The following is a 22,858-nucleotide window of genomic DNA, read 5'->3' as shown; positions in this document are numbered from 1 at the left end:
AGAAAACGAGTTCAATTAAATTGAACTCGTTTTTTATTTAAAGACTACTTTACTTTAATCTTTTATAACTTTTTTAATTAATACCCCTTTGTCCGTTGATATTTTCAAAAAATAAACACCTGTTGAAAATTTTTCAACATTTATCAACTCTTTTTTACTCAGTAACATTTTTTTTCCCATAAAATTATATATTTCTACACTTTGTAACTGTATACTATTTAATAATGAAATTTGAATCTTTGATAGTATCGGATTAGGATAAATAGCAATATTTTCTTTCAAAAAACTATCAGTAGATAAAGCTGCTGCTGCACAATCTGTACTGTAATTTGCTGTTGTATCTTTCTGCCAGTTTGTATTAGCCGTTGCAATAGCAACATCATCAACCTGAATACAGCTTAAATTAGGATTACCGATAGCACTAAAGGTTGTTAAACTACTATTTGATTCGTTATTTAAATTTAAATACGTTAATTTATTATTAGATATATCAAAATCTATAATACTTGTTATGTTAGAAATATCTGCTTTTTCTATTAAATTATTAGCAACATTTAAAACTTTTATTCCGGTACCTGTTCTATTAACCACTCTTTTTTCTGCAGTACTTTTTGATGAAAGTATAACAGATTCTCCATTTAAAAAACTACTAATATCTGTAATACTATTTTCTGAAACATCAATACTTGCTGCGTTTGAAAAAGCCTCTAATCCTATTACAGAAATTATATTTTGACCACTTAAATCTAAATCACCTGTAAATTCTTGAGCTTCTTCATAAGTAATTACTCCATCACTATTAGCGTCTAAACCAACTACTGTTAATAAAGCTGTTTCAAGGTTTTCATCTTCTGTATATACCTCCCACTCTGCACCACAATTTGTATTAAAGTTTACAGATTCGTCTATACTTGTCCAATTAATTGCAGAAAACGTAACATCATCAACGGCAATACAAGATAAATTAGCATTGTTAGTAATATCAAACTCAACAATTGCTGTATTATTTCCGTTTTTTAAATAAGCTCTTTCTAGTAAGTTGTCGTTTAAAAATAATTTTGTGACACTTGTATTTTTAGAAATATCAATATTTTCTAGTTTATTATTATTTAAATAAACTTCCTGTAATAATGTGTTTTTAGAAATATCTACAGTTCTTAAATTGTTTTGTCCTAATAATAGTTGTGTTAAATTTATATTCTTAGAAACATCCACATCGCTTACATCTGAGTTTGATAAATCTATTCTATTTAATGCTGTATTATTAGAAAAATCATAAGTAGGTATTTCTGGATTATCTGTAGATCTAAAATCATATAGTTTTATGTTATTAGAAATATCTATTGTTTTTAAATTAGTTTCAGAAACATACAATCTTTGTAAATCTACTAGCTGCGTAACATCAATGGTAGAAATTGCCGTTTTCCATAAATGAATTCTATATAATTTTAAATTATTTGAGAAATCTATAGCAGATAAATTATAATTCCAATCTAGTTCTAATTCTTCTAAATCTGTGTTATTAGAAATATCTAAAGCACTTAGGTTATTTATGTTTAACCATAATTTTTTTAATAGTAAATTATTTGTTACATCTATTTCTGTTATCTGATTACTACCTGCATATAGAGATTCTAAACTTGTTAGAGAAGTAATATCTAAAGCTGTTAATTGATTGGTATAAATACTTAAATAAGAAAGCTTAGTATTATTAGATAAATCTACCGTTGTTAAGTTGTTTTCGCTAACATTTAAACCCGTAATATTCTTAAATGCTGCTATACCAGTTAAATTATCTATACCTAAAGCCTCTAAAGTTATAGTACCTGTTACTGCTTCTGCTTCAGAAACTTGAATCTCAGTATCTCCATTACTATTTATAGTATTGTCTGCCACTAAAGCTGTTTTCATATTATAATCTGGTATACTAACAGGGGCAGGAATATTACAATCTGTATTAAAATTAGCTACTGTGTCAATTAACTCCCAATTTGTAGTAGAAAAACTTACGTCATCTACTTGTATACAAGTTAAATTAGCATTATTATTTGCAGAAAAATAGGTGAAATAAGAGTTATTGCCATTTTTCACATTCAATGCTTCTAAATTATTATCATTAGAACTAAAAGCAAATAATTTACTATTCTTAGAAACATCTAAATAGGTTATTTGATTATAACCTACTCTTAAATCTTCTAAATCTACTAACATAGAAACATCTATAGACGTAAGTAGATTACCATAAATGTCTATTCTTCTTAATTTTGTATTTTTTGATAAATTAATTGTTGACAGTTGATTATTACTAGTATATAACCATTCTAATTCTTTATTATTTGTAACATCTAAATTTGTTATTAGATTCTCATGCACAAATAAATCTACCAAATTCACCAACATAGAAACCTCTATAGTTGTAATTTGATTTCTCATAATTCCAAAACGTTCTAAAACTGTGTTGTTAGACACATCAATAGTTGTTAATTGATTGTCATTTAAAAACAAATTGGTTAACGCTGTGTTTTGACTTAAATCTATTGAAGTTAATTCATTTATTCCTGCTTCCAAGGAAACCAAATTAGCCATTGCTTCAATTCCTTGTAAACTTTTAATTTTAGCTGAAACGTTAGGTAACAAAGTATTATTTTCCGGATCTTGAATATTTAAACTATCTATAACTTGTGCTTCTGATATTAAAATATTTCCATTTAATCCATTCGAATCAAAACCTAAATCGATTAAAGCTTGTTCAAAGTTTGTATCTGGAATCGCAATTGTTTGAGAAAATAAATTAAGACTCAAAAAAAATAATGTTGCGAAAAGAAGTATTTTTGTTTTCATTTTTTATATAAGTTAAATTAGTATTTAAAATAAATAAAAATGAAAACAATCTACAATACCTATATATGAGTATTTTTAACAAAAACAAGCGCTGACAAAAAGTAATTCTTTTAATTCTATACGCTGTTTTAATAATTTTATTCTAATAGCTAAGTAGCATGTGCTTTCATTTTTACTTTAGTAATAATATCTTCAATCACCTCTTTTTCATCAATTAGAAAAGTTGGAATGAAGTTTTGGTTTTAGACTACTATTTAAAACAATCAGACTTTTTAGGAAAATTGTTAGGATTTACTAAATCTCTTCTATAAAATAAAACCTGACCAATAGAAATGTTAGATTTCTTTGCAGACATACCTAAAAACAACTCCTTTTTACCTTTTTTAGCAAAATCGTAAGTTAAATCTTGATGCAACGCTTTTTGAACGCCTTTATACCTATAACAAACTAAAAGCCCATAAACTCCAGAGGTTTTGGTTGGTTTTTTTGCTGCCATATCATAAGTGTTTGGAGTTATTATTAACCTAGCATTACCATATTCATTTTCTTCTAACAGGGTTTTTACGTTTGTAATTGCCTGTGAATTGATGTTTTGAGTTATAAACATTAAGCTAACTATAAATAATATTGTTACTTTTTTCATTTTATTTAAATTTAATAATTACTACACTCTTTTTTAAGATAAAAAGTGAACACGTTTTAATTTGCCCACTTTTTTCATTCAAACAATTTTACTTCTCCTTTTTATATCTTATCAAAAAATATTAAATGCATTTGCGTATTTATACAAATCAAATATTGACTCTAACTCTAATTTTTGTTTTATACTTTTTCTATGCGTACTAACTGTAGTAGGCTCTATAAAAAGCTGTGTTGCAATTTTATTTGTTGTATTTCCTTGAACAACCAATTTAAAAATTTGAAGTTCTTTGTTTGTTAATGAATTAAATTTAGATTTATTCAATTTTTTAAAACGCTTTTCTTCTTGTAAATTTTCAGAAAACTTACTAAGCGTAGACAAATCGTGTAAATTTAAATTATAAAAACTAAGAAAATCTTCTATAAGGTTTATTGGTATTTCTTTATCTTTAATTTGATATTTATTACCAATAATTTTTAATTCATTATAATCATATAATTTTTTAACTTCCATATTTTTTTCTTTTTCATCTACAAAATTAAGAGGAAGTCATAAAAAAAAACCATACTTTAGTAGGGTATTTAAATTCTATTTGTGAAAATAAAACTAATCTTCCTCCTACTATTGCTCACTTTAAATTCTTTTTCACAAGAGGAATCTTCTTCAATATATCATTCAATATCCTTTTTTAAACAACCTTCTAAAGATGCTGTTTCCATTACAGAAATTATAAAAAACTATGAATTAGGTAATTTTGAAAAGGAAGAGCATCCTAAAATTTATAAACATTTAGGAGGAAATACTTTGTGGAATCACTTTTCATTATTACCCGCAACTTCAACAAAAAAAGCATACAAGTACTTTACAATTGCAAACCCATATTTGCCTTATGGAAAAATTTATTTAAAAAAGGGAAATCAAATCGACACACTTTACAAAGTCTCTAATAACAAAGAATTTCCGCATAAAAATATTTTTTATAGATACCCTGTTTGGAAAATACCAGTAGATAATAATATAAAAACCGATGTTTTTCTGGAGGTTAAAAATAAGGATACTAGAACAAGAATGTCTTTCTTTTTAGAAACAGAAAATCAATTTTTAAAGCGTGTAGAAACAGAATATTTTTATTTCGGAATGTTTATCGCGTTTCTAATTTCGATGGCATTTATACTGGTCTTTTTTGCCATTTTAAAAAAAGAGTACACTGTTTTATTTTATCCATTATATATTTTTACTGTTTTAATAGAATTTCTAGCAGGTAAAGGAATTGGAGTACAATATTTCTGGTCAGGAAGTGAGTTTACTATCAACAATATTAGAAGTATTAGCCAAACAATAGGAGTAGCTTGTATTGGTTTTTTTTATCTGAAGTTTTATAAATTAAATAAATCTCAAGTAATTCCTAAACTACTTTTTAAGATAGGAGCCTACATTGCCTTAACACTTTTACTATTCTATATCTATAAATTTTTATTTGGCGGATTAATTGTTTTATACCTATATGTTTGGACAATCTTAAAAGTAATTGCTTTTATTTGGGTACTAAATCACCTCTATTTAACCATTACAAAACAACTACCAATTTATTTAGTTATCGCTTTTATACTGCCAATTTTAGCAATAATAAGTGGTCAAATTATAAACCCAAGTGTCCACAATAGTTTGTATATAAAGTTTAGCGGATCTACAATTTATTATATCACGTTGGTTATAGAAATATTACTATTTACTCGATTTATTTTTGGTTCGGTCATAGAAACTCAATTTAAATATTTTAAACTCAAAAAAGTGAGTAATGAATTAAAATATAATTTTCAAAATAAAACATTAGCCTTTCAACACACAGAAAGAAACAACTTAGTAAATAATGTTCATGATACTTTTGGAGGGTATTTAGAAGCTTTAAAACTACGTTTATTACAGAAAGATGAAAAAACGCCAGAAAAAGTAGAAGAAATTTTAGATGCTTTTTATAAAGATTATAGATATTTATTAAACAGCTTATACGCACCAAAAGTAAATGCAGATAATTTTATTGATAGTTTAATAGAATTCTGTACTAAAATAGACCATTTAACAAAACACAAAATCAGTTATAATTTCAACCTTAAAAACATCGAATTATCGCAAGATAAATGTGTACACTTATATCGAATAATATCTGAGCTTACTACAAATGCTATAAAATACTCTAAAGCTTCAGAGATTAAAATAACGCTAAACCAACATAAAAACCAACTAATTACACTAAAAGTAAATGATAATGGAATTGGTTTTGATGAAAAAATAATAACCAAGAAAGGTTTGGGTTTAGAAAGTGTAAAAAACAGAGTAAAACAAATTAACGGAACTTTACAAATAAACACCAATAAAAAAGGTTCTAATTTCGAAATCAATATCCCCATTACAAATGACTAAAACCCCAATAAGAATAGTTATTGCAGACGATAATCGTTTTTTTTGTGATGCTTTAAAAGACAGCTTAAATGTTCATTCGGAATTAAATGTGACCAATACTTTTATCACACTAAAAGAACTAATTGCATTTACAAATTATCAAAACTTAGATGTTTTAATCTTAGATGTAAATTTTAATGGAACATGTTCTTTAGATTTTATTGATGAAATAAAAAAAGGAAATAATCACTTTAAAATCATTGCATTAACTACCATGAATAATAATTTCATCAAAGAAAAAGCGATAAATAAAGGCGTAGATGTTTTTGTAGGAAAAGATGAAGACTTACAAAATTTTAAAAAGGTAATTCTAAATTGTTTCGTTCATCAATCTATAAAAAAAGGTAAAACCTCCTCAAAAATAAATATTGATAATTACACGTTTACAAAACGAAAGTTAGAAATATTACAGGCATTATTTGTGCATTCTGATAAAAATGAAAAAGAACTTTCTGCAATATTACATATTACAGAAAGTTCTTTAAAATCTCATAAAAGAGAGCTATTTGAAATTACGAATACAAAAAGTACTCCTGAACTCATAAAATTCGGAATTCAGAAATCGTTAATCATTGCTTAATCTAAAATCTGAGCAGCATGTGCCTTTGTTTTTACTTTTAAGATAATATCTTCAATCACTCCTTTTTCATCAATTACAAAAGTAGTTCTGTGAATTCCATCATATTCTTTCCCCATAAATTTCTTTGGTCCCCAAACATTAAAAGCTTCAATTACAGCTTTGTCTTCATCTGCTAAAAGCGGAAAAGGCAATTCATTTTTATTGATAAAATTTTGTTGTCTTTTTTCAGAATCAGCACTTACTCCTAAAACATCATATCCTTTTGCTAAAAAAGATTGATAGTTGTCGCGTAAATCACAAGCTTCGTTAGTACAACCTGGAGTGCTTGCTTTTGGGTAAAAGAATAAAACTAATTTTTTACCTGTATAGTCAGAAAGTTTAATGATATTTCCTGCGTTGTCTTTTGCTTCAAACTGCGGAGCGTTATCTCCTATTTTTAGTGATGTCATTTTTTTTATTTTTAATTACAAAGATACAAAGTAACAAAGTATTCTTGAAGTCTAAAGTAGGTAGCTTAATAAATAGTGAATATGTTTTTAAAGTCCCATTTTAATCATCCATAAATCAATTAAAGTTTCTCATATCACACTGAGCTTGTCGAAGTGTATTTTTTTCAATCTAAAAGTTAATTCATAAAAACAAATAAGGTTTCAACTAGAACTTTGTAACTTGCAGACTTGTAAATTTTGTAACTCCAAATAATGACAAAAAAAGAAAAAGTACAATTTGTAATTGACACACTTCAAGAAAAATATCCTGAAATACCAGTTCCTTTAGACCATAAAGATCCTTATACGTTATTAATTGCTGTTTTATTGTCTGCGCAATGCACAGATGTTAGAGTAAATAAAATAACACCTTTATTGTTCGCTAAAGCGGATAATCCTTTTGATATGGTAAAAATGACCGTAGAAGAAATTAAGGAAATTATTCGTCCTTGTGGTTTATCACCAATGAAAAGCAAAGGAATTTACGGATTGTCTAAAATTTTAATTGAAAAATATGATGGAGAAGTTCCGCAAACTTTCGAAGGTTTAGAAGAATTACCTGCGGTTGGTCATAAAACGGCTGGAGTTGTATTGAGTCAAGCTTTTGGTATACCTGCTTTTCCGGTTGATACTCATATCTTAAGATTAATGTATCGCTGGAACTTAAGCAACGGTAAAAGTGTTGCACAAACAGAAAAGGATGCAAAACGATTGTTTCCAAAAGAAATTTGGAACGATTTACATTTACAAATCATTTGGTACGGAAGAGAATATTCTCCTGCTCGTGGTTGGGATTTAGATAAAGATATTATTACAAGTACAGTTGGTAGAAAATCTGTTTTAGACGAATATCATAAAAAAAATAATACACCTTAATCAAGGTGTATTATTTATACTAAAAAGAAGTTTTATGAACTAGGTATTGCTTCACCTATTAACGTTTCTCCTGCTATTATTTCAAAAGTATTATTAAGAGCTGCAGTGTCATATAAAGCATGTACTAAAGTTTGTGCAACATCATCTCTACTAATTTCTCCATGTTTGTTTAATTTACTACTCAACTCTATTTTACCTTTCCCTTTTTCATTATTTAATGCTCCAGGTCTCACAATAGAATAAGGTAATTTACTTTCTCTTAAATAAACATCTGCATTTTGTTTTGCCTTTAAATAATCTTTAAGTTTGTCTGAACTTTCTGGATTATCTGCCCCCATAGAACTTAACATTACAAACTTTCTAACTTTTGTATGCTTACCAGCGTCTATTAATTTTTTAGCACCTTCTTGATCTACTGCTACTACTTTTTTGCCACCAGAACCGGCAGCGAAAATAATTTTATCAATATTTTCTGTTGTAAATGAAACGTCCTTTTCTAAATCTGCTAAAACAGTGGTTACATTTTCATCTTCAAATTGCTTTTTCTGACTCTCTTTACGAACCATAGCAATTGGATTAAAATATTGTGATTTTTGTAATAAGTTTACTATTTTTTTTCCTGTGGTACCATTGGCACCTGCTACTAATATATTTTCCATGACTGCAAGTTCCGTAAAAGTCAAAGACTATATTAACTCATATAACATAAAAAAAGATGCATACAAAAAAAAGCCCCAACGTTAGTTGAAGCTTTTTCCTCTCTTAATTCAAATTCAATTCAATGAAGTCTTTTGATTTCGTTTTTACAAAAGTTAGCGATTTGGAAAAATTAATCAAAAATTGAACTGTTTCTTGTTTAGGTTGCATCTGTAAATCAGAAGGCTTTTTTGAGTAAAGTTGCATCATATAGTTTGTTTAATAAATTGGTTATAAACTACTAACGACAACTTTTTTCATTTATTGTTAATCTACTAAAATAATTTTATGTTTCTCTATTAACTTACGCATATTTATAAGTGCATAACGCATTCTACCCAATGCAGTATTGATACTAACACCTGTATTTTCGCTAATTTCTTTAAAACTCATATCTTTATACATACGCATTACCAAAACCTCTTTTTGCTCTTCTGGCAATTCATTTATAAGTTCTCTAACATCCGTATGAATCTGATCTTTTATAATTTGTTTTTCAGCATTTAGGTTTCCATCACCTAAAACAGAAAAGATATCAAACTCGTTTGTATTCTTAAAGGAAGGCATTCTATTGGTTTTTCTAAAATGATCTATCACCAAATTATGAGCAATTCTCATAACCCAAGGTAAAAACTTACCCTCTTCGTTATAGTTTCCTTTTTTTAAAGTTCTAATAACTTTTATAAACGTGTCTTGAAAAATGTCTTCTGTAATATCTCTATCGTGTACTTTACTATATATAAAGCTAAACAATCTTTGCTGATGTCTTTTTATTAAAACTGCTAAAGCAGCTTCATTACCTTTAATGTAATCGCTTACTAAAGTACTATCTGTATTTGAGTTTTTCTGCATCATAACTACTGTTGAAGAACAAGTTGCTCTTCTTTTTTTATTATTAAATTAATAATTTAAAAGTAGTTTTTTATGTATATGCGTCTAATTTAGTGGTGCTTATGAAAGCCAAATATCAATATTATTTTTTAAATCGACAAATATTTTAACAAAATTCATTCACATTTCTTTCAAAATGGTTTAAAAAAACGGTATTTTTATAGCTTATATTTTTCATGAATGAAGACTGACATTTCTAAAGTAAATCCGAAAGAAAATATTATTATTAAAGGAGCTAGACTCCACAACCTAAAGAATATAGATGTAGTTATACCAAGAAATAAATTGGTGGTAATTACAGGTCTTTCTGGTTCTGGAAAATCTTCTTTAGCTTTTGATACGCTATATGCAGAAGGTCAAAGACGTTATGTAGAGAGTTTATCTTCTTATGCGCGTCAGTTTTTAGGAAAATTACACAAACCAAAAGTAGATTATATAAAAGGTATTGCACCTGCAATTGCTATTGAGCAAAAAGTAAATTCTACAAATCCGCGTTCTACTGTGGGGACCTCAACAGAAATTTACGATTATATAAAATTATTATATGCCAGAATTGGTAGAACCTTCTCTCCTATTTCAGGAAAAGAAGTTAAAAAAGACACTGTTTCTGATGTTGTTAATTTTGTAAAAGAGTTTGATGATAAAACAAAACTGTTATTATTAGCACCTATTACAATTGATGAAAACCGAGATTTAAAAACGATTTTACAAGTTTTAGAACAACAAGGATATGCGCGTTTAAAATGGAACGACAAAGTATATAGAATATCAGATTTTCCGCAAGCGGAATTTAAAAATGAACCTTTATATTTAGTAGTAGATAGAATTGTAACAAAAGACGATGAAGATTTTTACAACCGATTAGCAGATGCTATTCAGACTGCTTTTTTTGAAGGAAAAGGCATTTGTTTTATAGAAAATTTAGCAGACAATAAAGTTGCTGAGTTTAGTAATAAGTTCGATTTAGACGGCATGTCTTTCTTAGAACCTAACACGCATTTATTTAGTTTTAACAATCCCTATGGTGCTTGCCCAACTTGTGAGGGCTATGGAAATGTAATTGGTATTGATGAAGATTTGGTCATCCCAAATACTGGTTTATCAATTATGGAAGATTGTATTTTTCCATTTAAAACACCTTCTTATATACATTATAAAGAAGATTTAATAGATGTTGCCTATCAATTTGATATTCCTATTCACAAACCTTGGTTTCAACTTACAGAAGAACAAAAAGAATTGGTTTGGAACGGAAATAAATCATTCAACGGAATTCATCATTTCTTTACCGTTTTAGAAGAAAAGAGTTATAAAATTCAGAATAGAGTCATGCTTTCTCGCTACCGCGGAAAAACAAAATGTACATCGTGTAATGGAAAACGTTTAAGACATGAAACTAATTTTGTCAAAATAAATGAGAAAACAATTTCAGATTTAGTTACACTTCCTTTAGATGAATTGGCAGTCTTTTTTAAGAACATCAAACTGGACAAATACGAAGAAAAAATAGGAAAACGTTTGTTAATGGAAATTAACAATCGTTTGTTATTTTTAACCGATGTGGGCTTGTCTTATTTAACCATTAACAGAACCTCTAATACACTTTCTGGAGGTGAAAGTCAGCGTATCAATTTAGCTACTTCATTAGGGAGTTCTTTGGTTGGTTCTATGTATATTTTAGACGAACCAAGTATTGGTTTGCATCCAAAAGACACCGAAAGATTAATTGGTGTTTTAAAAGATTTACGAGATTTAGGAAACACCGTTGTGGTCGTAGAACACGACGAAGATATTATGAGAGAAGCCGATTATATTATAGATATTGGTCCGGAAGCAGGTACTTATGGCGGACATGTAGTTGCCGAAGGAAATTTTGACGAAATCTTAAAATCAGAATCTTTAACCGCTAAATATCTAAACGAAGAATTAAAAATTGAAGTTCCTACAAAACGTAGAACCTCTAGAAATAAAATACAAATTATTGGAGCTAGAGAAAACAATTTAAAAAATGTAGATGTTACATTTCCATTAAACTGTTTATCGGTAATTACAGGCGTTTCTGGTTCCGGAAAAAGTACGTTGGTTAAAAATATTTTGTATCCAACCATGCAAAAAAAACTAATTGGTCATGGAGAAAAAATCGGTCAGCATACAGAAGTAAAAGGAGACTTTGACACTCTAAAACATGTAGAATTTATCGATCAGAATCCTATTGGACGTTCTTCTCGTTCTAATCCGGTAACGTATATAAAGGCTTATGATGACATTCGTTCACTATTTGCAAATCAGAAATTATCGGGTATTAGAAACTACAAACCAAAACACTTTTCTTTTAATGTAGAAGGCGGTCGTTGCGAGGTTTGTAAAGGTGAAGGAGAAGTTACTATCGAAATGCAATTTATGGCAGATGTGCATTTAGAATGCGATGTTTGTAATGGAAAACGCTTTAAAAAAGAAGTTTTAGAAGTAAAGTTCGATGGAAAATCGATTGACGATATTTTAAACTTAACCATAGATGATGCTGTTGCTTTTTTCTCGGAAAATTTAGTTCCTAAAATAGCGAGTAAATTAAAACCATTGCAAGATGTAGGTTTAGGTTATGTACAATTAGGGCAGTCTTCTTCTACTCTTTCTGGTGGAGAAGCGCAACGTATAAAATTAGCGTCATTTTTGGTTAAAGGAAACACCAAAGACAAAGCATTATTCATTTTTGATGAACCTACAACAGGTTTACATTTTCATGATATTAAAAAGTTATTGGCGTCGTTTAATGCCTTAATCGAAAAAGGGCATTCCATAATCGTCATAGAACATAATATCGAATTGATTAAATGTGCAGATTACATAATTGATTTAGGTTTAGAAGGAGGTAAAAATGGTGGAAACCTTATTTTTGAAGGAACTCCAGAAGATTTAGCTAAAAATAAGGAGTCTTATACAGCTAAATATTTGGCTGAGAAACTGGTTTATTAGAAGCTGTTTCCTGCTTTACACTATATCTTTTTATAGCCGTCATTGCGAAGTTTACTTTTTTGTAAACTGTGGCAATCCCTTAATTGAAGAGATTGCTTCGTTCCTCGCAAAGACACCTATTAATAAAGGCTATAAAAAGGATGTCATTTCAATCAGGGCTATACTTGTTTGCAAACAAGGTGAAAAGGAGCGTTTATTTATCATTCCGAGTAGAAAATAAAGATTAATCTAAAAAAAATGGAGTTATAATGATGAGATTTCTAATTAGTTTATCTTGAGCGGAGTCGAAAGGATGAAAAACTTATTTAGAAATGACAAGCTTTATAAAAATAAAATAAATAGATTATAAAGACCTCACAGGTTTTTTAAAACCTGAGAGGTCTGGTTCAATAAATAATTAAGATGATCACAAATCTAACAGACAAACAGAAAATAAACTGGGTAAGAATCCTTGCTATTCTTGCTGTTTTAATAATGATGGTGTACGCTCCAAAATTATGGGTCACCACAAAAAACTTCCCCTTAATCCCGTTATTCGATTGGTTACCGATTCCTACTTATCCATTCGATTATATTTTAGCCGGATTCTTTTTTGCGATACAAATTGTCTACATTTTTCAGAATAAAAGATGTCAAGGTTGGACTATTCTTGGTTTATATCTCTTTTTAGCACTCGTAGATCAAAACCGACTACAACCCTACTTTTATCAGAGTTTTTTAACCATTTTTGCGATTGAAATTTTCAACAGAAAAGCAAATCCAAGAAAAATATTATATGCCATCATTTTGATCTTTTTTGCTACCTATTTCTGGAGTGGAATTCAGAAATTAAATGAAGCTTTTTACATACAGTGGTTGGGGGCTATCAACAAACATTTTAGTTTTTTACCACAATGGTTTTTAGTAGCTTTTACCTACGCAGTACCTTGGTTAGAGGCTTTAATGGGCGTTTTATTGCTATTTAATAAAACAAGAAAATTTGGAGTCGTGTTTATTCTTTTAATGCACGGTACAATTACCGTTTTACTCTTTTATCTAGGATATGGTTACAATGTAGTGCCTTGGAATATTCAGAACATGGTAAGTGTGGTAATTCTATTCTGGACGTTAAAAACATCGAACGCCTTTGAGTTTTTTATACAGTTTTTCAATACGCAAAAATTGGCCATTTTGGTTTTTACGATTATGCTGCCGTTAGCAAACAACCTAACTGGTTTTTATGACAATCTATTATCATTTCATTTTTTTACAGCAGATTTAAAATATTACATTATTTATCTAGATGAAGAATTGCAAGAAAAACTGCCAGAAAATGCACAAAGTTTCTATAGAACTTTTGAAGGTAAAACGTATATAAACGTTATAGAATGGTCTACCGACCAAAACAAAGTTTTGTTTTATCCAGAAGATAGGGCCATCGAATATTTAGATACTTATCTGCGTTCTTTTGCCGAAGAACCAGATAAAGAAGGTTTAACAGAATTGGTAAATTACAACCAAGTAATTAAGAAATAAAAAAGCCATTTAAACTTTCGTTTAAACGGCCTTTCCAACTAAAATAACAATCTAAAGATTGCTGAGGGACTATTTTATTGTAATAAACTATATACAAATTCAGGATATCCACGCTCTCCTGCTTCATTAGTTAATGCTAAAAATTTTAATTTATATAAATTACCATCAGTATCAGTTATTACATAAAAGACGTTCTCTTTCAATGAAGGTAAACTACTAGGTCCTCCCCCATTTCTCCAACTACTACCAATACTTCTTTGGTCTGTAGTAAATTTTGTAGCGTCTACATCGGTAATAGAAAAATCATCATAAGTAAACCCATCTTCTTCTGTATCTAGCATATAAACTTTGGCATCTGATTTTATATTATTTGTTACATAATCTGGATATACATAAGGTCCTGCAGTAGGGATTAAGTTTGTGAAAATTGTAAAATTTAAATCCCATTCGTTTTTTAAAGGTTCTACACTAACTTCATTTTCAGTATTAAAACTAAAAAAAGTAAAATGATATGCTTCTTTTTTAGAGATAGTAATTTCTTTGTGTGTAGTAGCATCTAAATCAGCATACTGTAAGATATAATTGTTAGCATCTTTCAAGATTCTAATTTTTTTCCAACCTCTAGCTTCTCCATTTGCCGAATAGCTACCTGTTGCAGGTGAAGTTGTATCTACTTCATACCCAAGATTTACTAAATATACTTTGTTCTCAGAATCCGTATCAGAAATTTCAGAAATCGCAGTTTCAAGAATATCTCCATTTGGAGCATCAACAAAAGGAACACTTTCATCTGTATACGTATTTGTTCTTACCAATGGTTGTAAATCGATTACTTCTTGATCGGAAGATTTAACAGCATCAATATTTGTTGTAGATAGTTCAGCGGTTGCCATAGAAATTGATCCATTTAAGCTAACTCTAAATTCTGATCCTGAATAGAAACCTAAATCCCAAGAATCTCTTTTTACAACAGTAGTTGTATTTGTACTTAAGTCTACATATACTTGATTTGGTTCATTTGGACCACCAACTTCTGGTGAAACTGCTGCTCCGTCTATAACTACAACTATTGGTGCTATTGGTGCATCTTCAGAGTCACAACTTGTAAAAGAAAATACAGCTGCACATAAAATAAAAGTTAAAAATTTGTTTGTCATGATTTTAATATTTGCTTATTAGTGTTTAAAAATTAAGGTTATATAATAGTTTTAAGTAATAAGAACGTCCGTAGCCCAATAACAAAGAATTGTTGTTAGAAGCATGTGCTACTCCGTCTGTGCTTGCATTACTAACATTTACATTAGTAACATCAAATAAGTTTCTACCGCCTAAAGTGGCTTGAATTTTATCATTAAAGAATGATTTTTTGATAGAAGCATCTACCCAATTATAAGCGCTTGTGGTAGATTTAGAAAATACAGCACTCCCTTTATCATCTACACCAGATGAAATATAATTTTGCTGATTACCATTGTGTTTAAATAATACAGTAAGTGCTGTTTTCCATTTTTTGATGTTATAATTGGCACTTGTATTTAATTGAAAAGAATATAAAAAGTCGTTTTCGGCATGTATTTCATTGGTCGCAATTCTAGAAATACCTTGTAAAGTAGCTCCTAAATTAAAAGTCCAATTTTCTTTTTTAATACTATTTTCAGAAGAGATTCCCCATAATTTATAAGCATCAATATTAATGTATTGATATTGTAAAGGAGTAGGATTTACAATAGCCAAATCTATTTTATCGGCAACATCTAAATAACTAACTTTTAAAGTATTTAATAAAGACAACTCATTAAAGTAACTGTGTTTTTTTAGGTTGATAAACGCCGAAAAGCCATTTTCTGGATTTAGGTTTTCATTTCCTCGCACATCATGGTTAGAATCTACAAAGTAATAGTACAACTCTTCAAAATTTGGCGTTCTGTAAGATGTACCAATGTTACCACGTAACTCAAAACCATTATTCATTAAATAACGTGCGCTAATAGATGCTAATATTTTAGATTTGAATAACGAATTATATTCATATCGTATTCCGGGTCTTAGTAAAAGTGCATCAGAAATATTAAATTCGGCAGAACCATAAAAAGCATAATTTTGTTGAGATTGCGTCTTATCTTGTTGTGTAACATCGCCAGAAGCTTGTGTATCAAAACCATTGATAAACCTTGTTTCGTATCCTAATTGAAAATTAAATAAATCACTCTTAACAAGGTTGTTAATACTTCCTTTAGAAAAGAAAACTTTACTAGATTGATATACATCATCCGTTTCATTACTTTTTTCTCTACTTAAAATGTAGTAGTTAAACTCGTTTAAATAACGTTTTTGTTGCTGGTAAGAAAGTGAAACATTGTAATTAGCGCCTGTGTTTAAACTCCCTACAAGATTTAAGTTGTTTACAAACCGATGCGTTCTAAAAACTCTATCCGTTGCAGACGGATTACTCGTTTGCGCCTGTGTATCTATATTTGCTCTAACCGCTTCATCATAATAATTTATTAGCTCATTAAAGTATTCAAATTTGTAAAACAGCTTAAAATTTTCTTTTTGATATTGTACAAAAGCAGTTGAATTAAATTGTTCTTTTGGTAACCAATCATATCCTCTTAAACCATCATTTTGATAATAGTTTTTTCCTTGTCTATCATTAAAAAAGCCTGCAAACTGATTGCGGTTTACACCAAACCTAGCAAACCAATTCTTATCTATATTATTAGATATATTAAATGCTTGTATATGCCTTCCTTCATCAAACCAAGCATATTCATCACTTACCGTTTCTTCTTGTAAAGAAGCATTAATATTCCACTTATCTTTTATCGATTTTTTAGTAATAATATTGATCACTCCAGATACCGCATTTGCGCCATACTCTACGCCCATTGCACCTTCTACAATTTCTATTCGCTCTATATCATCTAAATTTACTTGCGTTAAATCGATATTGTTTCCAAGTCCATTATCACTTACTAAAGGAATATTATCAACCAAAATATTAAAATATTGAGCATCTAATCCGAAGAAAGAAATCGTAGACTTACCTGTTTGAGAACTAGGTACAATTGTTAAGTTTAAATTAAAGTTTAATAAATCGGCTAAATTATTGGCTGCCTGACTTTCTATTTGTGCTCTTTTTATAACAGTAACATTATGTACCGATTTTTTTACAGATTGAGGATTGTACTGCCCAGTAACCACAACTTCATCTAAAACAGTTATTTCTGTTGAATCCTTTTTTACTTCTTGACTAAAAGTAGCAATAGAAAACATTAGTAATACAACTGTAATTTCTTTATTTAGAAACATTCTTAATAATTTTCGACAAATATATACCTTATTTTTAATCAGTCTAAATAAATTGTATATTTTTGTAAAAATATTTATAACCAAAAAATTTAAAAAATGAATAAACTATTATTGAGTACACTACTACTTTTCCTTTCCATTTCTGTAAATGCACAAAGCAAGAAAAAGAAAGATCAAAATGCGATAAAAGAAATGTGTGGTTGTTTTGAAGTAACCTTCAATTTTGCTGAAACTTTTAATTATAGTAAAGACTCCACTTACAAACCTTCTAAAACTAAAGTAGATAAAGGTTTAGAATGGGCTGGTTTGGTAGAAGATAGTAATAACAAAATATCAATTCAACATTTATTACAAGTTGGTAACCCAAAAGACCCAATGATTATTAAACACTGGCGACAAGATTGGTTGTATGAAAACAACGATTTCTACATGTATAATGGTGATAATAACTGGACTTTTGAGCAAAAAAGTAAAAGCGACGTAAAAAAACAATGGACGCAAAAAGTATATCAAGTAGATGACAGTCCGCGTTACGAAGGTTCTGGAACTTGGGTTCATGTAGACGGAAAAAGCTATTGGGAAAACGAAACTACCGCTCCTTTACCAAGAAGAGAATACACCAAAAGAAGCGATTATAACATCACTTTAAGAGGAAACAGACATGAAATTACAAGCTACGGTTGGCTTCATGACCAAGATAACAGTAAAATTATCCGTGAAGCGGGAAAAGAAGATGTTGTTTTAGCTAAAGAAAAAGGATACAATACGTACGTAAAAGTTGATGATAGCAAATGTAAAGCGGCTTCTGACTGGTGGAAAGCAAACAATAACAAATGGCAGTTAGTTAGAAATAAATGGAACGAAGTTTATGGTAGAAACACCAATTTATCTTTAGAAACTAAAGTTGAGTTTAAAGAACTTTACAAACATTTATTTTCTGATGAAACAACAAAAGAAAAAGAAATTAATACCATAATAGAATCATTTGTAAAAAAATAAAAAAATGAAAAGAACTAAACTAATAGCACTTGTTGCTATATTATTTATAAGCACAGTAGTTGTAGCACAAAGAAAACAACAGCAATCATCAAATATATTTTTAGATAGAGATTTTTGGGATACAAACCCAAGCATCGAGATTATTGATCAAAAAATAGCACAAGGTAACAACCCAAGCGAAGCCAATAAAGGTGGTTTTGATGGTGTAGTATATGCTATTTTACAAAAAGCACCAAATGCATCCATTAAATATTTACTTTCTAAAGAAGGTAATGATGTTAACAAAATTACACACGATAAGCGAACATATGTTTTTTGGGCTGCCTATGCAGATAATTTAGAACTTACTGCTTACTTAATTAAAAACGGAGCGGATTTAAGTCTAAAAGATTCTCATCAATCTTCTCCATTAACGTTTGCAGCAAATGCAGGAAATACCAATACTAAAATCTATGATTTATTTATTGAAAATGGATTAGACATTGCAACCGACACCAACGGACACGGTGCAAACGCTTTACTTTTATTACTTCCGTCATTAAATAACTTAGATTTATTAGACTATTTTACATCAAAAGGATTGGCTTTAAACAGCACTGATAATGATGGAAACGGTGCATTTAATTATGCTGCTAAAAAAGGAAATAAAGAAATGCTAAACTTATTAATAAAGAAAGGTTTACCATACAAAAACTTGAATAAAAACGGTGAAAATGCACTTTTATTAGCAACAAGAGGTGGCCGTGGCGGTTACAATTCTTTAGCATTTTTTAAATACTTAAATAGCTTAGGTCTTGACGCAAATGTTACGAATAAAGACGGACGAAATGCATTTCATTTTTTAGCTTCTGGTAATAAAGACATTGCTACTTTTAATTATTTTTTAAGTAAAAATGTTGATATCAATCATGCTGATAAAGAAGGAAACACACCTTTATTAAACGCAACTGGTAGAAATTCTTTGGAGATTGTTACTTTTTTAACTGAAAAAACAAAGGATATTAATCACACAAACAAGCAAGGAAACTCTGCTCTTTCAGTAGCTGTAGAAAGAAACTCTAGTGATGTTGTGGCTTATCTAATTAACCAAAAAGCGAACATAAATGTAACTGACAAAGACGGAAATACTTTAGCGTACTATTTGCTTAATAGTTACAACGAAAGAAGAAATGATAATTTTGCTACAAAAAAGAACCTACTTGTTAAAAACGGATTAAAATTAAATCAAATTCAGGGTGGTAACAACACATTATTTCACTTTGCTTTAGACAATAAAAATATCAAATTATTAAAAGAAGTAAATTCTTATGGGATTGATGTAAACGCAAAAAATAACGAAGGTTATACGGCACTGCACTTAGCAGCTATGAAATCTAAAGACACTAAAATTATCAATTATTTATTAAGTATTGGTGCAGATAAAAATATAAAAAACGAATTTGAAGAATCTACTTATGATTTAGCTTTGGAAAATGAGTTATTAAAAAATACTGATATTAAATTTTTAAAATAAAACTTAAGAATGAAAACTAAAAATATATTTAAAATAACACCTATTATAATTGCAATCGCATTTGCATTGTTCAGTTTTAAAAGTAGCGAAACAAGTTCATACAAATGTATGATTCAGTTAACCAATTACACCGGAGAAGGAGCCTATATTGTAATTTCTCTAATAAATTCTGATGGAGAATATGAAGAAACCCTAAATGTTTTGGGAGACGATGATGAATGGTACTCTAACCTAGAAGAATGGTGGAAGTTTCAAGGGACAAAGCGTAGCGATATTGATGCTATTACAGGAGCAACAATTAGCGGAGGAGAGCGTGCTATTAGTGTTCTAAAAATTGATGACAGTAAAATTGATGCTGGGTATAAAATCCGTTTTGAAACTTCTGTGGAAAATCAAGCATATTACAAAGATGATGTAGAGTTTGAATTAACATCAGAAAACGTTAAATCTAAAGTTGAAGGAAAAGGATTTATTCGTTATATAAGAATCATGCCACAATAAAAAATTTTATAATGACGATTTCCATTTGGAGATATAGCCACTTAACCCTGGCTATATCTTCTGCTTTATTTATTATTATCGCTTCTGTAACCGGAATTATATTGGCTTTTGAACCAATTTCTGATAAACTTTCTCCTTATGATGTTGTAGATATTAATACAGTTTCTATTCAAGAAACAATTGCTGTATTACATCAAAAATATGATGAAGTAATCACCATAGAAGTTGATGAAAATGGTTTTGTAGCTGCAAATGTTGTTTTAACAAATGGTAAAAGCGCTACTTTTTACATCAACCCAAAAACAGGAGAAAAGATTGGAGATATCATAGAGAAAAAACCAATTTATGAATTTGCAACAAACCTACATCGTTCGTTATTTTTAAAATCTACGGGTAGGTTTATTATTGGATTTGTATCTTTTTTACTGTTGTTAATTTCTGTTACCGGAATTGTATTAATTACAAAAAGACAAGGTGGTATTTCTAAATTCTTCTCTAAAATAATTAAAGAAGATTTTAATCAATATTACCATATTATTATTGGTCGATATACGCTAGTACCTATTATAATAATTACATTAACAGGTGTATATCTTTCTTTAGACCGTTTTTCTGTATTGCCAAAAGACAATAGTAAACATGTAGAAATTGCACAAAATAAGACACTACAAAACAATGCTATTATTGATTTTTTTGAGTCTACAAAATTAGATGAAGTAAAAAGTATAGAATTCCCTTTTTCTACAGATGAAGAAGATTATTACTATGTAAAACTTACTGATAAAGAAGTTGCTGTACATCAAATTACGGGACAAGTTATTAGCCTAAAAAAACAACCACTCGTTACTTTTGGTTCTTATTATAGCTTATTACTTCATACCGGAAAAGGCTCTATCTTATGGTCTATTGTTTTATTATTAGCTTGTTTTGCTATTTTATTCTTTATTTTTTCTGGCTTTGCCATGACTTTAAAAAGAAGGAAGAAAACTAGCTTGGTTAAAAATAATTTTACTAAAGATGAAGCCGAATATATAATTCTAGTTGGTTCTGAAACCGGAAGCACCTTTAATTTTGCTACTGCTTTTTACAAGGCCTTAATCGCTTCTGAAAAAACGGTGTTTTTATCAGAATTAAACCAATATACAAGCTATAAAAAAGCAACAAATATTATCATATTTACAGCAACTTATGGTGAAGGAGAAGCCCCTATAAATGCGAAGAAATTTATTTCTAAAATTGAAAACACGTCGCAAAACAATCTCTTAAATTTCTCTGTAGTCGGTTTTGGTTCTAAAGAGTATACACAGTATTGTAAGTTTGCTATTTTGGTACATGCTCATTTACAAATGCAAGACAAATTCACTCCTATTCTACCTGTTTTTAAGATCAATAACCAATCTTTTTCTGATTTTAACCAATGGTTACAAGAATGGAATGCTTTCTATAAAACAACACTTATAGTAACCACAGAAAGTCTTTTAACAACAAACAAAAAAGAACAAGAATTTACGGTAATAAATAAAACACCTATTAATACTGATGATACTTTTTTAATTCAATTAAAGCCGAATAAAAAAACAACTTTCGAATCTGGAGATTTACTTTCTATTACTCCAAAAAATGAAACAAGAAGTCGTTTGTATTCTATTGCCAAAATAGATAATACTATTCTGTTAAGTATTAAGAAACACGAATTCGGACTTTGCTCAACTTATTTTAATAGTTTATGTAAAGCCGATAAAATGGTAGCAAATATTCAAAAAAATGCAGCATTTCATCTTCCAAAAAAAACAAAAGAAGTTATTTTAATTGCCAACGGAACTGGAATTGCACCTTTTTTAGGAATGATTAATAGAAAAAAATCAAATATAAAAACGCATTTATTTTGGGGAGGAAGAACAAAAGAATCTTTTAAAATCTATAAAAACAATATACAGACAGCCTTAGAAAATAATACGCTCAACTCGTTCCACGCTGCATATTCTCAAGAAGAAAAAGAGAAAATATATGTTCAAGATTTATTAATAAATCACGGAACACTAATTGCGAATACCATACATAATGGAGGTTTAATTATGATTTGCGGGTCTATATACATGGAAAAAGGAGTCACAAAAGCATTAGAAGAAATAACTAAAAAACATTTACAATCTTCATTACATAAATTTAAAGAAAACAATCAAATAAAAACTGACTGTTACTAAAAATTAAAACAATGTGTCAAAAATCTAAAATAATAGCTAGCGTTAAAAACGGAGAAATATCAATTTGTAAAGATTGTAATAATTATAACCTCATTTTTAATAATATCTTTTTTCAATTTGATAAAGAACAACTGAATAAGTTTAGAGAATATGTTGCAGAAATAGATGTTAATTATTGGTTAGACTATAGCGCAAACACAACACAAAAAAGAAAAATACCTGTACCTACTTTTCATCAGAATTTAGTGTTGGTTTTTGATACTTATGAAATTGAAGAACTTAAAATACTATTAGGGATTTACTCTGGTAATAAAAACAAAATGATATCTACGGCAGACATAGATTATTCTTTAATTTTAAATTAATAAA

General features: G+C 29.0%; 18 protein-coding genes. 10 read left to right on the top strand and 8 right to left on the bottom strand.

Annotated features, from left to right (window positions below):
- Positions 1-54 precede the first annotated feature (54 nt).
- The 3 genes from H0I29_RS13485 to H0I29_RS13475 form a co-directional block, all read right to left on the bottom strand.
- Entirely contained in the window at positions 55-2,841 is a 2,787-nt protein-coding gene (locus H0I29_RS13485; RefSeq protein ID WP_218752754.1) for a T9SS type A sorting domain-containing protein, read from the bottom strand.
- A 250-nt stretch (positions 2,842-3,091) separates the two neighbouring features.
- Complete coding sequence (locus H0I29_RS13480; RefSeq protein WP_218752753.1) at positions 3,092-3,484, bottom strand: hypothetical protein; 393 nt, start codon at positions 3,482-3,484, stop codon at positions 3,092-3,094.
- A gap of 111 nt (positions 3,485-3,595) precedes the next feature.
- Positions 3,596-3,994 carry a helix-turn-helix transcriptional regulator gene (locus tag H0I29_RS13475; RefSeq protein WP_218752752.1) on the bottom strand — a complete coding sequence of 133 codons (399 nt, stop codon included), beginning with the start codon at positions 3,992-3,994 and terminating at the stop codon, positions 3,596-3,598.
- 81 nt (positions 3,995-4,075) lie between these two features.
- Between H0I29_RS13475 and H0I29_RS13470 the strand changes: the two genes are divergently transcribed.
- Together H0I29_RS13470 and H0I29_RS13465 are read left to right on the top strand one after the other, a co-directional pair.
- Complete coding sequence (locus H0I29_RS13470; RefSeq protein WP_218752751.1) at positions 4,076-5,902, top strand: ATP-binding protein; 1,827 nt, start codon at positions 4,076-4,078, stop codon at positions 5,900-5,902.
- Complete coding sequence (locus H0I29_RS13465; RefSeq protein WP_218752750.1) at positions 5,895-6,521, top strand: response regulator transcription factor; 627 nt, start codon at positions 5,895-5,897, stop codon at positions 6,519-6,521. The genes H0I29_RS13470 and H0I29_RS13465 overlap by 8 nt, the downstream gene beginning before the upstream one ends.
- Here the strand turns inward: H0I29_RS13465 and bcp are convergent.
- Positions 6,518-6,970, bottom strand: coding sequence for a thioredoxin-dependent thiol peroxidase (gene bcp, locus H0I29_RS13460; protein WP_218733193.1), 453 nt, complete (start codon positions 6,968-6,970; stop codon positions 6,518-6,520). The two genes, H0I29_RS13465 and bcp, sit on opposite strands and share 4 nt — an antisense overlap.
- A gap of 252 nt (positions 6,971-7,222) precedes the next feature.
- On the opposite strand from bcp, the gene nth reads away from it, so the two are divergent.
- A complete protein-coding gene (gene nth, locus H0I29_RS13455) occupies positions 7,223-7,885 on the top strand; it encodes an endonuclease III (RefSeq protein WP_208888968.1) in 663 nt (220 codons plus the stop codon).
- Positions 7,886-7,917: 32 nt separating this feature from the next.
- Here the strand turns inward: nth and H0I29_RS13450 are convergent, their stop codons facing one another.
- Together H0I29_RS13450 and H0I29_RS13445 are read right to left on the bottom strand one after the other, a co-directional pair.
- Entirely contained in the window at positions 7,918-8,544 is a 627-nt protein-coding gene (locus H0I29_RS13450) for an SDR family oxidoreductase (protein WP_218752749.1), read from the bottom strand.
- 304 nt (positions 8,545-8,848) lie between these two features.
- Entirely contained in the window at positions 8,849-9,436 is a 588-nt protein-coding gene (locus H0I29_RS13445; protein ID WP_218752747.1) for an RNA polymerase sigma factor, read from the bottom strand.
- Between the two features lie 216 nt (positions 9,437-9,652).
- Here H0I29_RS13445 and uvrA point away from each other — a divergent pair, with 216 nt between their 5' ends.
- Both uvrA and H0I29_RS13435 read left to right on the top strand, forming a co-directional pair.
- Entirely contained in the window at positions 9,653-12,445 is a 2,793-nt protein-coding gene (gene uvrA / locus H0I29_RS13440; RefSeq protein ID WP_218752746.1) for an excinuclease ABC subunit UvrA, read from the top strand.
- 402 nt (positions 12,446-12,847) lie between these two features.
- The gene (locus H0I29_RS13435) at positions 12,848-13,960 is read left to right on the top strand and encodes an HTTM domain-containing protein (protein WP_218752744.1); all 1,113 of its coding nucleotides are present in this window, start codon (positions 12,848-12,850) and stop codon (positions 13,958-13,960) included.
- Between the two features lie 74 nt (positions 13,961-14,034).
- Here the strand turns inward: H0I29_RS13435 and H0I29_RS13430 are convergent, their stop codons facing one another.
- Positions 14,035-15,117, bottom strand: a complete 1,083-nt coding sequence (locus tag H0I29_RS13430; protein ID WP_218752742.1) for an HmuY family protein — start codon at positions 15,115-15,117, stop codon at positions 14,035-14,037.
- A 25-nt stretch (positions 15,118-15,142) separates the two neighbouring features.
- Positions 15,143-17,272 carry a TonB-dependent siderophore receptor gene (locus H0I29_RS13425; RefSeq protein ID WP_218752740.1) on the bottom strand — a complete coding sequence of 710 codons (2,130 nt, stop codon included), beginning with the start codon at positions 17,270-17,272 and terminating at the stop codon, positions 15,143-15,145.
- A 96-nt stretch (positions 17,273-17,368) separates the two neighbouring features.
- Here H0I29_RS13425 and H0I29_RS13420 point away from each other — a divergent pair, with 96 nt between their 5' ends.
- The 5 genes from H0I29_RS13420 to H0I29_RS13400 are packed head-to-tail and all read left to right on the top strand — an operon-like array spanning position 17,369 to position 22,854.
- On the top strand, positions 17,369-18,271 hold the full coding sequence (locus H0I29_RS13420; RefSeq protein WP_218752738.1) for a DUF6607 family protein: 903 nt from the start codon (positions 17,369-17,371) through the stop codon (positions 18,269-18,271).
- 4 nt (positions 18,272-18,275) lie between these two features.
- Positions 18,276-19,784 (top strand): ankyrin repeat domain-containing protein, encoded by a 1,509-nt coding sequence (locus H0I29_RS13415; RefSeq protein WP_218752736.1) that lies wholly within the window; start codon positions 18,276-18,278, stop codon positions 19,782-19,784.
- Between the two features lie 9 nt (positions 19,785-19,793).
- Positions 19,794-20,285, top strand: coding sequence for a DUF2271 domain-containing protein (locus tag H0I29_RS13410; RefSeq protein WP_218752734.1), 492 nt, complete (start codon positions 19,794-19,796; stop codon positions 20,283-20,285).
- A gap of 11 nt (positions 20,286-20,296) precedes the next feature.
- Complete coding sequence (locus H0I29_RS13405) at positions 20,297-22,489, top strand: PepSY domain-containing protein (RefSeq protein ID WP_218752733.1); 2,193 nt, start codon at positions 20,297-20,299, stop codon at positions 22,487-22,489.
- Between the two features lie 11 nt (positions 22,490-22,500).
- Entirely contained in the window at positions 22,501-22,854 is a 354-nt protein-coding gene (locus tag H0I29_RS13400; RefSeq protein ID WP_254712631.1) for a DUF6686 family protein, read from the top strand.
- The last annotated feature ends 4 nt before the right edge of the window (positions 22,855-22,858 follow it).

Origin of the sequence: Polaribacter sp. R2A056_3_33, assembly GCF_019278485.1 — a bacterium.
Taxonomy (GTDB): Bacteria; Bacteroidota; Bacteroidia; order Flavobacteriales; family Flavobacteriaceae; genus Polaribacter.
The sequence above is the reverse complement of the archived record's forward strand: the minus strand, read 5'-3'. Positions and strand labels throughout refer to the sequence as shown.